Origin of the sequence: Streptomyces sp. BPTC-684 (genome assembly GCF_030028635.1) — a bacterium.
GTDB lineage: Bacteria > Actinomycetota > Actinomycetes > Streptomycetales > Streptomycetaceae > Streptomyces > Streptomyces noboritoensis.
The window spans coordinates 4,058,065-4,072,592 of record NZ_CP124863.1 but is presented as its reverse complement, the minus strand read 5'-3'; the positions used below and the strand labels follow the sequence as shown (position 1 = coordinate 4,072,592).

The following is a 14,528-nucleotide window of genomic DNA, read 5'->3' as shown; positions in this document are numbered from 1 at the left end:
GGGGCAGTATGGCTCCCGTTATGACCCCCATGCACCGAGGAATCGTCCACGTCTGCGCCTGGTCGCTGGCCACCGGGGCGGCGGTCACGCTCTCCTGGTGGGGCGTCCATACGGTGATGGCCGGGACGGCGTACGACCCTCCGCGCGCGGTGCCGCTCACCGGCGACGGGCACACCACCCAGGGCGCGGTGCGGCCGCTGGCCTCCTCGACGCGGCGGCCCAAGGACTCGCCGTCGCCGTCCGGACCGGGCGGCCCCTCCACCACGCCCTCGAAGCCGGGGGACTCGGCGGACGGGAAGCCGTCCGGAAGCCGCTCCCCCGCCGGGCCGTCCAACTCGTCCCCTTCGTCCCGCTCTTCGGGGAACGTGAAGGGCTACAACGTCGCCGGCGGCCGCGTCGTCTTCGACATCGGCACCGCGTCGGCGGAGCTGGTGACGGCGACGCCGGACACGGGCTGGCAGATGCAGGTGTGGAAGCAGCCGACCTGGATCCGGGTCACCTTCAGCAAGGGCACGCGCGAGGTGTCGGTCTTCTGCACCTGGTACGACCACGCGCCGACGGTGGAGCTGGACGACCGGGGCTGACCAATGGTCCGTCCTACCGGAACACCGACGGCGGCGGTACGGGAGACGGCTTGGCCGTCGCGTCCGTCACCGGGGACGCCCCGCCCGTGAAGTCGGCCAGCGCGCGGCCGTGTTCGACGCGGCCGGGGTGCGGGTCGCCCGCGATGCGGCGGGTGAACTCGGCCACCGGCAGCGGCACGTCCGAGGCGAGCAGGACCGCGTTGCCGAACCGCTTGCCGCGCAGCACGGTCGGGTCGGCGGCGAGCGCCAGCTCGGGGAAGAGCGCGGCGGCGGTGGCGATCTGGCCGCGCAGATGCGCCAGCGGCGGCCCGTCGGCGAGGTTGGCCGCGTAGATCCCGCCGGGCCGCAGCACCCGGCGCACCTCGCCCAGGAACTCGGTGCTGGTCAGGTGCGCGGGGGTGCGGGCGCCGCTGAAGACGTCGGCGACGACCAGGTCGGCCCAGCCGTCGGGGAGCTTGGCGAGCCCTTCGCGCGCGTCCAGGGAGCGCACCCGTATCCGGGCCTGCGGATCGAGCGGCAGCTCTCGGCGCACCAGGCCCACCAGCGCCGCGTCGACCTCGACGACCTGCTGGGTGGAGCGGGGGCGGGTGGCCGCCGTGTAGCGGGCGAGGGTGAGGGCGCCGCCGCCCAGGTGCAGCACCTGGAGGGGGCGGCCCGGCTCGGCGGCGAGGTCGATGACGTGGCCGAGGCGGCGCTGGTACTCGAAGGTGAGCTGCTCCGGCGCGTCCAGGTCGACGTGGGACTGGGGGGCGCCGTCCAGCAGCAGGGTCCAGCCGCGCGGCCGGTCCCGGTCCGGTATCAGCTCGGCGAGACCGCCGTCGACCGGCTCCACGACGGCCTCCGGGGCGGCCGGACGACCGCGCCGCCCGCCCGGCGCGGCCTTCGCCCCGCCCTTCGCCCCGTTCTTCGTACCGCTTCGTGCCGCCATCCGACCATTATCGGCCGCCGGCCTCGGTGATGCCGTCCGCGGCCTCGATCAGCCGGGCCGCCTCGCCGAGCGCGACGCGCAGCACAGCGGGGTCGGTGACCGCCGCCGCGTCCGGCGGCAGCAGCCAGCCGCCACCGGAGACCGGCGGCTCGGCGGGCAGCCCCGGGATGCGCAGGCCCCGCCCGCCGGTCTCGGTGCAGGCGCTGCCCGGCACGTCCCAGGCGGCCGCGGTGCCCGGCGGCACCAGGAAGCCCAGGGTGTCGCAGGCGCCGTCGTGCAGCACCGGGCCCACGGCCGCCGGGGCGACGGCGCGGCGCAGGATGTCCACCGCCTCCAGGCCCTGGCGCGCGGGCACGGTGACGAGGTCGCAGGGTTCCTCGCCGCCCGGCGGTCCGCTGACGTCCTGGGTGGGCCGGTGCCGCGCGGTCGTCGTGGTCGTCCCGGTGCCATTGATGTCCATGCCGGCCTCCAACAAGGCAACCCCCACGTGGTTTTTGCGGGTTGGCGGTATCCGCATGGTTCAACGCGGGTCCGTGTCAACGGCTACGGCGGTACGCCGCCGCAAAGGATGGCAGTTCATAGCAGATCGCGGGTGAGATATCCCTTTTGTAGCCAAACTCCGGTTGTCGGAGCCGATGTTGCCGGTACGTTCTTCCTCCGCACCACCCCGCCAAAGAGAGCTGTTGAGCCATGGCGACGTCAACGGATCCCCGTGCCGGAGCGAACTCCGCCGCACGGGCCCCCGAACGGGGTCCCGCCAAGGGCCCCAACACCGCGTTCCGGGAGCTGCGGGGGCAGCGCTCGCCGGGTGAGTTCGCGGCGGCGGTGCGCCGGGCGGCGCGCGAGATCGGCGAGCAGGTGGCCTGCGACGCGCGGTACGTCGGACGCGTGGAGGCCGGCGAGATCCGCTGCCCCAACTACGCGTACGAGCGCGTCTTCCGGCACATGTTCCCGGGTTTGACGATGGCGGAGATGGGGTTCTCGGCCCGTGAGGAGGTACGGGGCCGGGGGGCGCGTGCGGGGTGTGGTGCGACCCCGCCGTGCGCAACGCATCCGAAACACGACAACGGCACCATCGACCACGAAGTAGAACGTAACGACGAGGAGAGCGACGTGCTGCGTCGCGCATTCATGACCGGCGGCTCCGCCACCCTGGCGGCCGTCTCCCTGGGGCTGCTCCCCGAGCACGCGGCGGCCGCGCCCCAGGACGATGTACGGCAGCCGGTACGGCGGGTCGGCGAGGCCGAGGTGGGCGCGGTCGAGGAGGCGGTGCGGCGGATCCGGCTGCTGGACGACCGGCACGGCGCGAACGGGCTCTACCGCAGGGCCGCCCAGCCGCTGCGCACCGCGTACGCGCTGCTCGACGCGGGCACCGCGCGCCGTTCCACGGCCGACCGGCTGCACGCGGGCGCCGGGGAGCTCGCCATCTCGGTGGGCTGGCTCGCCCATGACTCGGGCCACTACGAGGAGGCCCGCTCGCACTACGCGGAGGCGCTCGCCACCGCCCGGCTCGCGGGCGACCCGGCCCTTGAGGCGCATGCTTTCTGCAATATGTCGTTCCTGGCCAGGGACGCGGGGCGGCCGCGCGAGGCACTGCGGGCCGCGCAGGCGGGCGGGCGCGCGGCGCGCCACCTCGGCTCGCCCCGGCTGCTCGCGCTGCTGAGCCTGCGGGAGGCGGGCGGCTGGGCCGGGCTCGGGGACCGGGGGGCGTGCGAGCAGTCGCTCGCCCGGGCGCACGCGCTGTTCGGGCGCGGCCCGGCCGAGCGGGACCCGGAGTGGATGACGTTCTTCGTGGAGGCCGAGCTGGAGATGCTGGAGGCGCAGTGCTGGTCGGCGCTGGGCGACTGGCCCCGCGCGGCCCGCCACGCCCAGCGCGCGGCGCTCCTCCAGGACCCGCGCTTCACCCGCAACCTGGCCCTGTACCGCGCCGAACTCGCCGACGACCTGGCCCGCGCGGGCGCCCCCACGGAGTCGGCGGCGGCGGGCCACCAGGTCCTGGACCTCCTCCCCGAGGTCCAGTCCACCCGAATCCAGGCCATGCTCGCCGACACGGCCCGCATCCTGGCCCCTCACGCGACGTGCCCGGAGGTGGCGACGTTCCTGGACCGGAGGGCGACGGTGTAGCTCCGCGGCCCGGGGTTTGTCTGCGGGCTGTGTGCGGCTGGTCGCGCAGTTCCCCGCGCCCCTTGAATGCCGCTGCGCGGCATCCTCGGGGCGCCCCGAAGGGGCACTTTTAGGGGCGCGGGGCTGTGACATTGTGCGGCTCCGCCGCGTGGGCGCGAGCAACCCAGCACGGTCCGCAGACGAACGAGGGGTCCTGGGCGAAGCCCCGGTGAAGGGGGCTTACAACTCCAGATGGCCCGTGTCGTTCCACCGCTCGACAGCCGGCGCCCCGTACGCCCACCCAAGGACCGACAGCGACGTCGGATCGAGCTTGATGCGGGCCGCGAAGCCGATCGGCTCGCCGAGCCAGCGCGCCGCGATCGACCGCAGGATGTGCCCGTGCGCGAAGACCAGCACGTCCCGCGAAGCGGACCGCGCCCACGCCACGACCTCGTCCGCCCGGTCCGACACCTGCGCCAGCGTCTCGCCGCCCTCGACCCCGTCGCGCCAGATGAACCAGTCGGGCCGGCCCGCCTTGATCTCGGACGGGGTGAGCCCCTCGTACGCCCCGTAGTCGAACTCCATCAGCGCGTCCCAGTCGGTCGCCCGCTCGCCGAACCCGGCCAGGTCGCACGTCTCACGCGCGCGTACCAGCGGGCTCGTGCGGACCTCGACGTCCGCCAGGCCGTCCCACGGCGCCCGGTGCAGCCGCTCGCCGAGCAGCTTCGCGCCGCGGCGGCCCTCTTCGAGCAGCGGGATGTCGGTACGGCCGGTGTGCTTGCCGGCGAGCGACCACTCGGTCTGCCCGTGCCGGGCGAGCAGTATGCGCGGTTCGGCGGCTGCCATGTCGGGTCACTCCCTGGTGCGCGTGCAGTGCGCCGAAAGTTCGGCGGAGGTTCACCTCCATCATCGCGCACCCTCGCGGCCCGCTCCCGCGTCCCTTGGGGGTGGGTGCACCGCGCACTCACGACCACCGTACGGTTGAACACCTGAACGGGGCCCGACGGGGCCCTGAAGAAGAGATGGAGAGGGTCCGGAGATGCAGCACCCCGCGCCTCGGCCCCGCTGGTGGACCGAGTTGCCGCTCATCGCCATCGTCTATGCCGCCTATTCGGCGGGCCGCCTTCTGGTGAGTGGCAACGAGTCGCAGGCCGTCGACCACGGCCTGGAGATCCTGCGCATAGAGAAATACCTGCACATCAACGCCGAGCACCCGCTCAACCGGCTCTTCACCCGCACCCCGTCGCTGGGCATACCCGCCGACTTCGCCTACGCGTCGCTGCACTACCTGGTGACGCCCGCGATCCTGGTGTGGCTGTTCCGCCGCCGCCCGGTGCAGTACCGCGCCGCCCGCACCTGGTTGATGCTCTCCACCCTCATGGGCCTGGTCGGCTTCTCGCTGCTGCCGACCTGCCCGCCGCGCCTGCTCGACGCCTCGCACGGGTTCGTCGACACGATGGCGCAGTACAGCTCGTACGGCTGGTGGGGCGGCGACGCCAGCGCGCCGCGCGGGATGGGCGGCATGACCAACCAGTACGCGGCGATGCCGAGCCTGCACGTGGGCTGGGCGCTGTGGTGCGGCGTGATGCTGTGGCGGTTCGGCGGCCGCCGCTGGACCCGGGCACTGGGCGTCGCGTACCCGCTGACCATCACGTTCGTGGTGATGGGCACCGCCAACCACTATCTGCTCGACGCGGTCGCCGGGGCGGCCGTGATGGGCCTCGGGCTGCTGCTCTCCCGGCCCGCGATGCGGCTCGCGGACGCGGTGCGCGCCCGCGTCGCACCCGGCTCGTTCGGCGCACGGGCCCCGATTGTCAGTGCCGGATGCAAGACTTCCACGGGTGAGCGAATCCCAGGGCAGCGCACGTCCGACGACTCCACCGCGGGAGCGGACGACAGCCATCCGTCAGCGGCTCGCTGAGCTGCGCGGACCCACCGCCGTGCCGCGCCCGCTGGACGCCCGGGCGCTGGCGGCCCTCGCCGCCAACCCGGGCTGCCGCCGGCGCGCGCTGCTCGACGGGGCGGGCGTCGACAAGGGCGCGCTCGCCGAGGCGCTGGGCTCCCCGTCGGCGGCGTTCGGCCAGTCCCAGTTCGCCATCGCGCGCGGCAACACGTTCGAGGCCCGCGTGAAGTCCGACGGCGGTACGGAACTGCTGCGGCTGCTGCACGAGCGCACCGGCGGCGAGGCCCCGAAGGACGCGGCCGTCCCGGACCTGGCCGCGGCCGGTCCCGAGGGCCGGGCCGCCCGGACCGCGCTCGCCCTGCGGGAGGCGACGGCGTCGGGCGGCTGGACGCTCCTGGACCACCCGATGCTGGCCCTGGAGGTGGCGGGCTCCCCCGCCTATCTGGAGCCGGACGCGGTGGTGGTCGACCCCGACGGCCGCTGGACGGTCGTCGAGATCAAGTCCTTCCCGATGATCGACGCCGCCGCCGACCCGTCCAAGGTCGGCGCGGCGGCCCGCCAGGCGGCGGTGTACGTACTGGCGCTTGAGCGGGTGGCGCGGCTGCTGGGCGACACTCCCGGCCCTGCCGACCGGGTCGCGCACTCCGTGCTCCTCGTCTGCCCCAAGGACTTCTCCAACCTGCCGACCGCCTCCCTCGTCGACGTGCGCAAGCAGTTGTCGGTGACCCGGCGCCAGCTGGCCCGGCTCACCCGGATCGAGGAGATCGCCGACGCCCTGGCGCCGGGTGCCAGCTTCGCGCTCGACCGGCCCGCCCCCGAGCTGACCGAGACGGTCGAGTCGGTCCCGGCGACGTACGCGCCGGAGTGCCTGGCCGCCTGTGAGCTGGCCTTCCACTGCCGCGACCGGGCCCGCGCGGTGGACGCGGTGACGGCCCTGGGCCGGGGCCTGCGGGCCGAGCTGGGCGGTCTGACGAGTGTCGGCGCGGTCCTGGACGCCGCGCGCGGCCGTGCGGGCGACCCGTCGGACCCGGCGGTGGCGGCGCTGCGGAGGGCGGCCGCCCTGCGGGCGGAGGCGCTGGAAGGCGCGGCGGCGGGAGGCACCGCATGTCGCTGATCGCCACCCTGGCCCGCCTTGAGGCCGTCGAGGCCGGGCGGGCCGCGCCGCTGGCCACCGTGCGCCACCGGCACCTGTCCGAGCGCCCGCTCGTCCTCGTACCGCTGACCACCTCGGGCGAGGCCGGGGCGCCGCTCGGGGCACTCGTCGGGACCGACCGCGAGGCGCCCCGCCTGCTCGTCGTGCCGCAGCCGCGCGACCGCGAGCTGCGGTTCGCGTTCCTCGCCGAGCTGGCCGACGCGGTACTGCCGCACCTGGACGCGTACGCGGACGAGGTCGAGGCCGCCGAGCGCAACGAGACCGACCCGGAGACCGGCAAGAAGGTCAAGGTCGAGGTCGAGCTGTGCGCCGACGCGCCGCAGATCCTGGTGCCGGGCCGGGCCGCGATCGACTTCGTACGGCTGCTGGGCCGGTCCATGCGCTTTCGCCGGACCGCCGAGCAGGACCCGGACACCCCGCACCCCGCGCCGCCGCGCGTCCCGCTGCTCGGCCGCTGGCTGACGCACTACGGGGAGCGCGCCCGCGTCCCCGGCTCCGCGCTGCTGCTCGCCGCCACCGACCTGCTGGGCAGGCACTGGGCGACCGGCCAGTCCAGCCTGGAGGACCAGCACCTGGGGGCGCTGCTCGCCTGGATCGACCCGCCCGAGGGCGTGAGCGGCGCCGAGGCGGCCCTGCGGGCCGAGCTCGCCCGCGACCGGGACGGCCGGCTGCTGTGCCCGCCCGCGGGCCCCGCCACCGACCCGGCCTTCGACAACAAGCTGCTCGCCCCGGCGATCGACCGCTACGACCGCGCCCGCCAGGCGCTGTACGCGGCGCAGGACGGCGAGGCGGCCGACGCGCGCCTGGGCGAGCTGAGCCGGGCCGAGCAGGAGATCCGCCGGCTGGTCGCCGACCAGCTGCGGCCCACCTGGGAGGCGGTGTGGCAGGCCCTGGACCTGCTGCGGGAGCTGCCCGGGGCGCCGCGCGCGGCGGACCGCTGGACCCGCGACCGCTGGTCGTTCACCGCGCACCGCGACCGGGTGCGGGCCGGTGAGCCGCCGCAGCCGCGCCGCGACGACGCGGTGACGGCGGCGGCCAAGCTCGCCTCGCGCGAGACCGCGCAGGCCCAGCTGGAGGCGCAGGAGGCGCTGGACGACCCGCTGGTGATGGCGGGGCGGCGGCTGGCCGGGGAGGCGTTCGCGGGCGAGGTCGTCGATGCGGTGATGGCCTGGTCGGAGTCGAAGCGGCCGAGCCCGCGCCCGCTGGTCACCGTCCGCACCGACGACGCGCCGCACCTGGCCGAACGGGCGAAGGTGTTCCGCTCGCTGGACGGCAAGCCCCAGTCGGCGGAGTTCGTGGGGTACGAGGCGGACGGCGCGCTCGTGCTGCGGCTGCTCGACAAGATGGGCCGGAGCAAGGACCCGGCGCCCGGCTCGGTGCCGGAGAAGGGCGACCGGGTGTGCTGGACGCTCTTCGAGCACGACCAGCGCGGCGGGCCCAAGCTGCCCGATCCGGAGGCCACCCCGTGGACCCACGGCGGCCCGCCGGGCGCGGACGCGGAACATCCCGACCCCCTCACCCCGGAGGACCTGCTGTGACCGTTGCCGAGCGCGGCTTCGACCCGGGTGCGGCGGCGGCCGAGGCCACCGGGAGGATCCTGCGCGACACCCTGCACGGCCAGGCCCGGGGCGTTGTCGTGGACTCGCCGCCGGGCGCCGGGAAGTCGACGCTCGTGGTGCGCGCGGCGCTCGAACTGGCCGCCGCGGGGCGCCCGTTGATGGTGGTGGCGCAGACCAACGCCCAGGTCGACGACCTCGTCGTACGGCTGGCGGAGAAGGAGCCCGACCTGCCGGTGGGACGGCTGCACAGCAGCGACGCCGACCCGTACGACAAGGCCCTGGACGACCTCCCGAACGTACGGAAGTCGTCGAAGGCCGGCGATCTGGCGGGCCTGGACGTGGTGCTGTCGACGGCCGCGAAGTGGGCGCACGTCAAGGACGTCGAGCCGTGGGCGCACGCGATCGTGGACGAGGCGTACCAGATGCGCTCGGACGCGCTGCTCGCCGTGGCCGGGCTGTTCGAGCGGGCGCTGTTCGTGGGGGACCCGGGCCAGCTGGACCCGTTCGCGATCGCGGACTCCGGGCAGTGGGCGGGGCTCTCCTACGACCCGTCGGCGAGCGCGGTGACGACGCTGCTCGCCCACAACCCCGAGCTGCCGCAGCACCGGCTGCCGGTCTCCTGGCGGCTGCCCGCGTCGGCGGCGCCGCTGGTCTCCGACGCGTTCTACCCGTACACGCCGTTCCGCAGCGGTACGGACCACGGCGACCGGCGGCTCTCCTTCGGCGTCCCGTCCGACGGCTCGGCGCCGGACCGGGCGCTCGACGAGGCGGCCGAGGCGGGCTGGGCCCTGCTCGAACTGCCGGCCCGGCACACCCCGCGCACCGACCCGGAAGCGGTACGGGCGGTGGCCCAGGTCGTCCGCAGGCTCCTGGACCGGGGCGGCGCGGCGACCAGCGAGCGCTCCCCGGAGCCGGTGCCGCTGACCGCCGCCCGGATAGCGGTCGGCACGGCCCACCGCGACCAGGCGGCGGCGGTGCGGGCGGCGCTCGCGGAGCTGGGGGTGACGGGGGTCGCGGTGGACACGGCGAACCGGCTGCAGGGCCGCGAGTTCGACGTGACGGTGGTCCTGCACCCGCTGTCGGGGCGCCCGGACGCGACGGCGTTCCACCTGGAGACGGGCCGCCTGTGCGTCCTGGCCTCCCGGCACCGGCACGCCTGCATCGTGGTGTGCCGGGCGGGCGTCGCGGACCTGCTCGACGAACACCCCTCGACCGAGCCGGTCCAGCTGGGCGTGACGGTGAAGTTCCCCGACGGCTGGGAGGCCAACCACGCGGTCCTGACGCATCTGGCGGAGCACCGGGTGGTGTGGCGGCGGTAGGGGCGCGGTGGGGGCGCGCGGGGTGGGCGAGGCCCACTTGCGGGGAGCGCGACAATGGAGGGTGGCCCGGGGCGGACTCCGGGCCGTTGAACTGCGGCAGGAGGAGACCCCGATGGCGGAGCCCGAGCGGAAAGAGCAGCGGCTGAGGCCGGCGCCGTTGCTGTTCGAGCCGGCCGAGGCCGCCGCCGACCCGGAGCACTTCTTCGACCTGGAGTCGATCGAGGATCCCCGGGAACTGCTGTCGCGCTCGACGGAGCTGGCGCTGGCGTTCCGCGCGGCGGCGGACCGGGCGGTGGAGTTCCAGGCGATCGCGGCGGCCCAGCTGGCCGACCCGCGCCGCTTCGACCGCCTCACGGCGGCGGACATCGCGGGGCGGGCGCAGTGGACCGAGGACTACGCGAAGAAGATGGTGGAGTTCGGACGGGATCTGGCCCGCGGGGCGCGTTAGGGGGTGCCCGGTCTTTGTCTGCGGGCCGGTGGGGGCTGGTCGCGCAGTTCCCCGCGCCCCTATTTGGCCTGGAGTTCGTCTGCGGACCGTCTGTGGCTGGTCGCGCAGTTCCCCGCGCCCCTGAAGGACTGTGGCTGAGCTGGGTTCTCCGGCTGCGGCCGACTACCTAAGGGGCGCGGGGAACTGCGCGCTCAGCCCCCACCGGCCCGCAGACAAAGACCGGGCACAACAAGCCGCGCAAGATACTCCGACCCGCCCCACCCCGTCCCGGTTTCCGGTAATCCGGCCGGACGGGGGCACCCGGGGCCGTAGATCTGGTGCGTATGAGCATCTTGCAGCGCGACGAGGCCCTGCTCCCCCGTGACGGCGACGGCGTCGGGGACGTGACCCCCGACGGCGCGGCCTGGCTGGCCTCGGCCGCACCGTATCCGCGCAGCACGCTCGCGCTGTGGGAGGACCGGCCGGGCGCCCCCGTCGTCCTCCCCTGCGGCTCGGCCTTCGACGTGGTCAACGTGCCCGCCGTCTTCGGGCGCCGGATGCTCGACCTGCTGTGGGGCGAGGGGGCCGGCTCCGGTCCTGTCGCCCTCCACCGGGGCCGGATGCTGCTCTTCGCCGCCCCCGGCACCGCCCACCGGCTGCCCGCCCTGCTCGACTGGGAGGAGTGGGCCGAGGTGCCGCCGCCGCTCTGCCACGGCACCGGCGACGCGGTCACCGTGCCCGGCCTCGCGCGCCCCGAGCACCCCGGCGCCGCCCGCTGGCTGGTCGCCCCGGACACCCGGCGCCCCTGGCTCCCGGGCCCCGACGTACTGCTCTGGGCGTGCGTCCGGGCCGCCCGGGACACCACCCAGGCCGACCGGCGCTTATCGATTTTTCCTCCCGCCGATCAGGATGCTAAGGTCTACGACGTCAGCAGGCGCCGCTAGCTCAGTTGGTTAGAGCAGCTGACTCTTAATCAGCGGGTCCGGGGTTCGAGTCCCTGGCGGCGCACAGACGGAAAAGGCCCCCCGCGCGAGCGGGGGGCCTTTTCGTGTCCTGCCACGAACACCACGCCTACGGCGTGACCCGCACCGTCCACCCCCCCGACCGCGTCCGCCCCGTCGCCTCGATCCGGATCCCGTCCCCCGGCACGGTGAACGTCTCGCCCACGTTCAGCGGCGCGTCCGCCAGCGCCGGGTAGACCGAGTGCTCCCAGCACGCCCCCGTGTCCGGGTGGGTGTCGAGGACCTCGACGGGGCCGGTCCCCGACGCCGACTCGCTGCGGACCCGGTAGATCAGCAGCCCCGCCGTACAGGTCGTACGGTCGTTGCCCGCCGGGTCCCGCGCCTCGATCGCGACCGCGCTGTCCTCCGAGGTCCGCACGACCGCGAGCCGGACCCCGCCCGGGCCCACCCGTACGGGCGACTCCGAGAGCGGCGCCAGGGTCAGCCGGGTGGATCCGCGCGTCGCCACGCACGCCACCTGGCGCCGGTCCAGCCACCCCAGCTTCCACTTCTGCCAGCCGAACAGGTCGGGCGCCATCCCGAACTGGCTGCCCATCACGTCCCAGTCGCCGACGTACGTGTCCCAGTCGCCCTTGCCGTCCATCGGGCGGTGGTAGAGGTCCGGCAGGTCGAAGACGTGCCCGGTCTCGTGGGCCAGCACGTTGCGGTCCGGCGGGTGCTGCTCGAAGACCGTGACGACCCGCTTGAGGTCCGTGCCGTCGACCCGCAGCGGACGGTCGAAGTTGACGACCTTCGTGGCGTCGGAGTCGACGCCCGGCGCGTACGGGTCCGCGACCAGGTAGACGATGTCGTACGCGGAGAAGTCGACCGTGGGGTCGGCGGCCGTGACGGCGTCGCGCAGGTACTCGGTGCGCCGGTCGGCGTCCCAGTCGCGCTGTATCCGGTACGCGGTGGACGGCTTCGGCATCTTCACCCAGCCCGGCTGCGGATGGGCCTTGAGCCGGAACTTCCCGTACGAGGCGCGGGCGAAGAAGTCGCTGGTCGCGGGGAAGTAGTCGGTGGCCAGGTCCTCGGGGGCGGAGACGGGCGCCGAGTCCGGGAAGGAGAGGAAGACCATCACCGCGTCGAGCGTGCGCACCGGGCGCGGATAGGCGGTGTTCCAGGTGTCCACTCCGAGCGAGTGGTGTGCGGCGGTACGGGGCAGGGCGCAGGGGATCGCGGATCCGGCGGCCACGGCGGGGCCCGCCACGAGGGTGGTGGCGGCGACCGCCGTCAGGGAGGTGAGCGCGGCGGCGGCACTGCGCAGCCGGGCACGCTCCACTCCCCCGGGTGTCAGCTGACGATCCACGTCGACCTCCGGGTACGGAATGCGGGACACCTCACCCACCTTGTGGTGGTTTGTGTGATTACGCCCTGTTCCGCTGCCCCAGGTGGGTGAGGGGCCCGACATCAGCCCGACACCCCGACGCCTTACAGAAAGTCACAATCGGTCACACGGGGATCGCCGCTGGCCAGGCGTGTGCAGAAACGATCGGCCTCGGCTCCCGGGTGCGCATGATCACGGTCGTGGAGCTGGATCGGCCGTTGCGCCTGCCTCTATGATCGGCACACTTTCCTGCGTGGATTCAGCCCCGGGCGGCTGTCGTCCACCCGTCCGACGGCCCCGACCACATCTCTGTACGACTCGAATGCACAGCGGGAGCGAGCGGTGAGCGGAACCCCCGAAGGACCGGGAGCAGCCCCCGGGACCATGCGGCCGCCGGTCACAGAGCGTCATCTGGAGGGGCCCGAGCGGCCTCTCGGCCTACCGCCCGAACGTCACGCGGTCGGGCGCACCACGGCCGGGCCGCGCGACTACCGCGCGGCCTTCGAGGCGGCCCATCTGGCGATGGCCGTCGTCGACCGGGACGGCACGGTGACCGCCGTCAACACCGCGCTGGCCGAGTTGCTCGGCTCCGAGCCCGCCGCGCTGTGCGGCCAGGCCGCCGCCGACCTCGTCGACCTCGCCGCCGACGCCCGCACCTGGCACATCTACCAGGAGGTGCTGGGCGGCAGCCGCTCCCGCTTCCGCTGCACCCGGCGCCTCAAGCACCCCGACGGGCGCTCCCTGTGGGCCGAGGTCACCGTCTCGCCGGTGCGCGGCAGCACCGGCGCGCTGCTCTCGATCACCGACATCAGCGACCGCCGCGAGCTCCAGGCGCGGCTGCGCCACCTCCAGATGCACGACCCGGTGACCCGGCTGCCCAACCGCACGCTGTTCTTCGAGCGGCTCGCGGGCGCCATGGAGGCCTCCACGTACGGGCGCGGCGGCACCGGCCGGATCGGGATCTGCTATCTCGACCTCGACGGCTTCAAGGCCGTCAACGACACCCTGGGCCACCGCATCGGCGACCGGCTCCTGTCGGCGGTCGCGGCCCGCCTCACCCACTGCGCCGACCAGTGCGGCTACGCCCGCAGCGGCGGGCACCTGGTGGCGCGCCTGGGCGGCGACGAGTTCGCGGTCCTGGTCGAGGACTCGACGGGAACCGAGCAGCTGGCGGACCTGGCGAAGTCCGTACTGGCCGTGCTCCAGCAGCCGTTCGACCTGGCCGGGCAGCGGCTGTCGGTCTCGGCGTCGATCGGCGTGGTGGAGCGGGCGGTCGCGGGGACGACGGCGACGGGCCTGATGCAGGACGCCGATACGACCCTCTACTGGGCCAAGGCCGACGGAAAGGCCCGCTGGACCCTCTTCGACCCGGAGCGCAACGCGCACCGGATGACCCGTCAGGCGCTCTCCTCGACGCTGCGGCCGGCCGTGGAGCGGGGCGAGTTCGGGCTGGAGTACCAGCCGCTGGTGGACATGGCGGACGGGGTCGTGGAGGGCGTCGAGGCGCTTGTCCGATGGAACCATCCACAGTTCGGCACACTTGCGCCGAATCGGTTCATCGGAATTGCGGAAGAGGACGGCTCGATCGTCCAGCTCGGCCGCTGGGTGCTGCGCACTGCCTGCCGGCAGGCGCGCCGCTGGCAGATCGAGCACCCCGGGGTGCCGCCGATCTTCGTGAGCGTGAACGTGGCCGTGCGCCAGGTCTGGGACTCCGACCTGGTCGCGGACGTGGCGGAGATCCTGGCCGAGACGGGCCTGGCGCCGCACCTGCTGCAGCTGGAGCTCACGGAGTCCGCCGTGATGGGCTCGGCGGGCCGCCCCCTCCAGGCCCTGCAAGCCCTGTCCGACATGGGCGTACGGATCGCGATCGACGACTTCGGCACGGGCTACTCCAACCTCGCGTACCTCTCCCGCCTCCCCGTCTCCGTCCTGAAGCTCGACGGCTCCTTCGTCCGGGGCTTCCAGTACGACGAGGGCGGCATGCACCCCAACCCCGCCGACGAGACGATCGTCGAGGCGATGGTCCAGCTCGCGCACCGGCTGGGCCTGAAGGTGACGGCCGAGTGCGTCGAGACGTCCCACCAGGCGGGGCGGTTGCGGCGGATCGGCTGCGATACGGGGCAGGGGTGGCTGTATTCGCGGGCGGTACACCCGGAGCTGATCGGGGCGATGCTGGGGGACCCGGGGTTCGTCTGCGGGTAAGTGGTGGGCTGGTCGCGCAGTT

Annotated in this window: 13 protein-coding genes and 1 tRNA gene; 10 read left to right on the top strand and 4 right to left on the bottom strand. The window is 74.3% G+C overall.

Annotation, left to right across the window (positions count from 1 at the left end; all coding sequences use genetic code 11):
- Positions 1-20: 20 nt before the first annotated feature.
- Complete coding sequence (locus QIY60_RS18005; protein ID WP_283143371.1) at positions 21-584, top strand: hypothetical protein; 564 nt, start codon at positions 21-23, stop codon at positions 582-584.
- Positions 585-597: 13 nt separating this feature from the next.
- On the opposite strand, the gene QIY60_RS18000 is transcribed toward QIY60_RS18005, so the two are convergent.
- Entirely contained in the window at positions 598-1,512 is a 915-nt protein-coding gene (locus QIY60_RS18000) for a fused MFS/spermidine synthase (protein ID WP_283143370.1), read from the bottom strand.
- A 7-nt stretch (positions 1,513-1,519) separates the two neighbouring features.
- Entirely contained in the window at positions 1,520-1,972 is a 453-nt protein-coding gene (locus tag QIY60_RS17995; RefSeq protein ID WP_283143369.1) for a hypothetical protein, read from the bottom strand.
- Between the two features lie 230 nt (positions 1,973-2,202).
- Between QIY60_RS17995 and QIY60_RS17990 the strand changes: the two genes are divergently transcribed.
- Positions 2,203-3,636, top strand: a complete 1,434-nt coding sequence (locus QIY60_RS17990; RefSeq protein ID WP_283143368.1) for a tetratricopeptide repeat protein — start codon at positions 2,203-2,205, stop codon at positions 3,634-3,636.
- Positions 3,637-3,855: 219 nt separating this feature from the next.
- Here the strand turns inward: QIY60_RS17990 and QIY60_RS17985 are convergent, their stop codons facing one another.
- Entirely contained in the window at positions 3,856-4,461 is a 606-nt protein-coding gene (locus QIY60_RS17985; RefSeq protein WP_283143367.1) for a histidine phosphatase family protein, read from the bottom strand.
- Positions 4,462-4,654: 193 nt separating this feature from the next.
- Here QIY60_RS17985 and QIY60_RS17980 point away from each other — a divergent pair, with 193 nt between their 5' ends.
- The 7 genes from QIY60_RS17980 (at position 4,655) to QIY60_RS17950 (ending at position 10,984) form a co-directional block, all read left to right on the top strand.
- Entirely contained in the window at positions 4,655-5,536 is an 882-nt protein-coding gene (locus QIY60_RS17980; RefSeq protein ID WP_283143366.1) for a phosphatase PAP2 family protein, read from the top strand.
- Positions 5,457-6,632 (top strand): hypothetical protein, encoded by a 1,176-nt coding sequence (locus QIY60_RS17975; protein WP_283143365.1) that lies wholly within the window; start codon positions 5,457-5,459, stop codon positions 6,630-6,632. The genes QIY60_RS17980 and QIY60_RS17975 overlap by 80 nt, the downstream gene beginning before the upstream one ends.
- A complete protein-coding gene (locus QIY60_RS17970) occupies positions 6,623-8,209 on the top strand; it encodes a hypothetical protein (protein ID WP_283143364.1) in 1,587 nt (528 codons plus the stop codon). The genes QIY60_RS17975 and QIY60_RS17970 overlap by 10 nt, the downstream gene beginning before the upstream one ends.
- Complete coding sequence (locus QIY60_RS17965) at positions 8,206-9,549, top strand: AAA domain-containing protein (protein ID WP_283143363.1); 1,344 nt, start codon at positions 8,206-8,208, stop codon at positions 9,547-9,549. The genes QIY60_RS17970 and QIY60_RS17965 overlap by 4 nt, the downstream gene beginning before the upstream one ends.
- Positions 9,550-9,661: 112 nt before the next feature.
- A complete protein-coding gene (locus tag QIY60_RS17960; RefSeq protein ID WP_283143362.1) occupies positions 9,662-9,997 on the top strand; it encodes a hypothetical protein in 336 nt (111 codons plus the stop codon).
- Positions 9,998-10,320: 323 nt separating this feature from the next.
- Positions 10,321-10,920, top strand: a complete 600-nt coding sequence (locus QIY60_RS17955; protein WP_283143361.1) for a bifunctional DNA primase/polymerase — start codon at positions 10,321-10,323, stop codon at positions 10,918-10,920.
- Positions 10,911-10,984: transfer RNA gene (locus tag QIY60_RS17950), tRNA-Lys, on the top strand. The genes QIY60_RS17955 and QIY60_RS17950 overlap by 10 nt, the downstream gene beginning before the upstream one ends.
- Positions 10,985-11,047: 63 nt before the next feature.
- Here QIY60_RS17950 and QIY60_RS17945 read toward each other — a convergent pair.
- Positions 11,048-12,316 carry a M6 family metalloprotease domain-containing protein gene (locus QIY60_RS17945; RefSeq protein WP_283143360.1) on the bottom strand — a complete coding sequence of 423 codons (1,269 nt, stop codon included), beginning with the start codon at positions 12,314-12,316 and terminating at the stop codon, positions 11,048-11,050.
- Between the two features lie 372 nt (positions 12,317-12,688).
- Here QIY60_RS17945 and QIY60_RS17940 point away from each other — a divergent pair, with 372 nt between their 5' ends.
- A complete protein-coding gene (locus QIY60_RS17940) occupies positions 12,689-14,506 on the top strand; it encodes an EAL domain-containing protein (RefSeq protein ID WP_283145987.1) in 1,818 nt (605 codons plus the stop codon).
- Positions 14,507-14,528 lie beyond the last annotated feature (22 nt).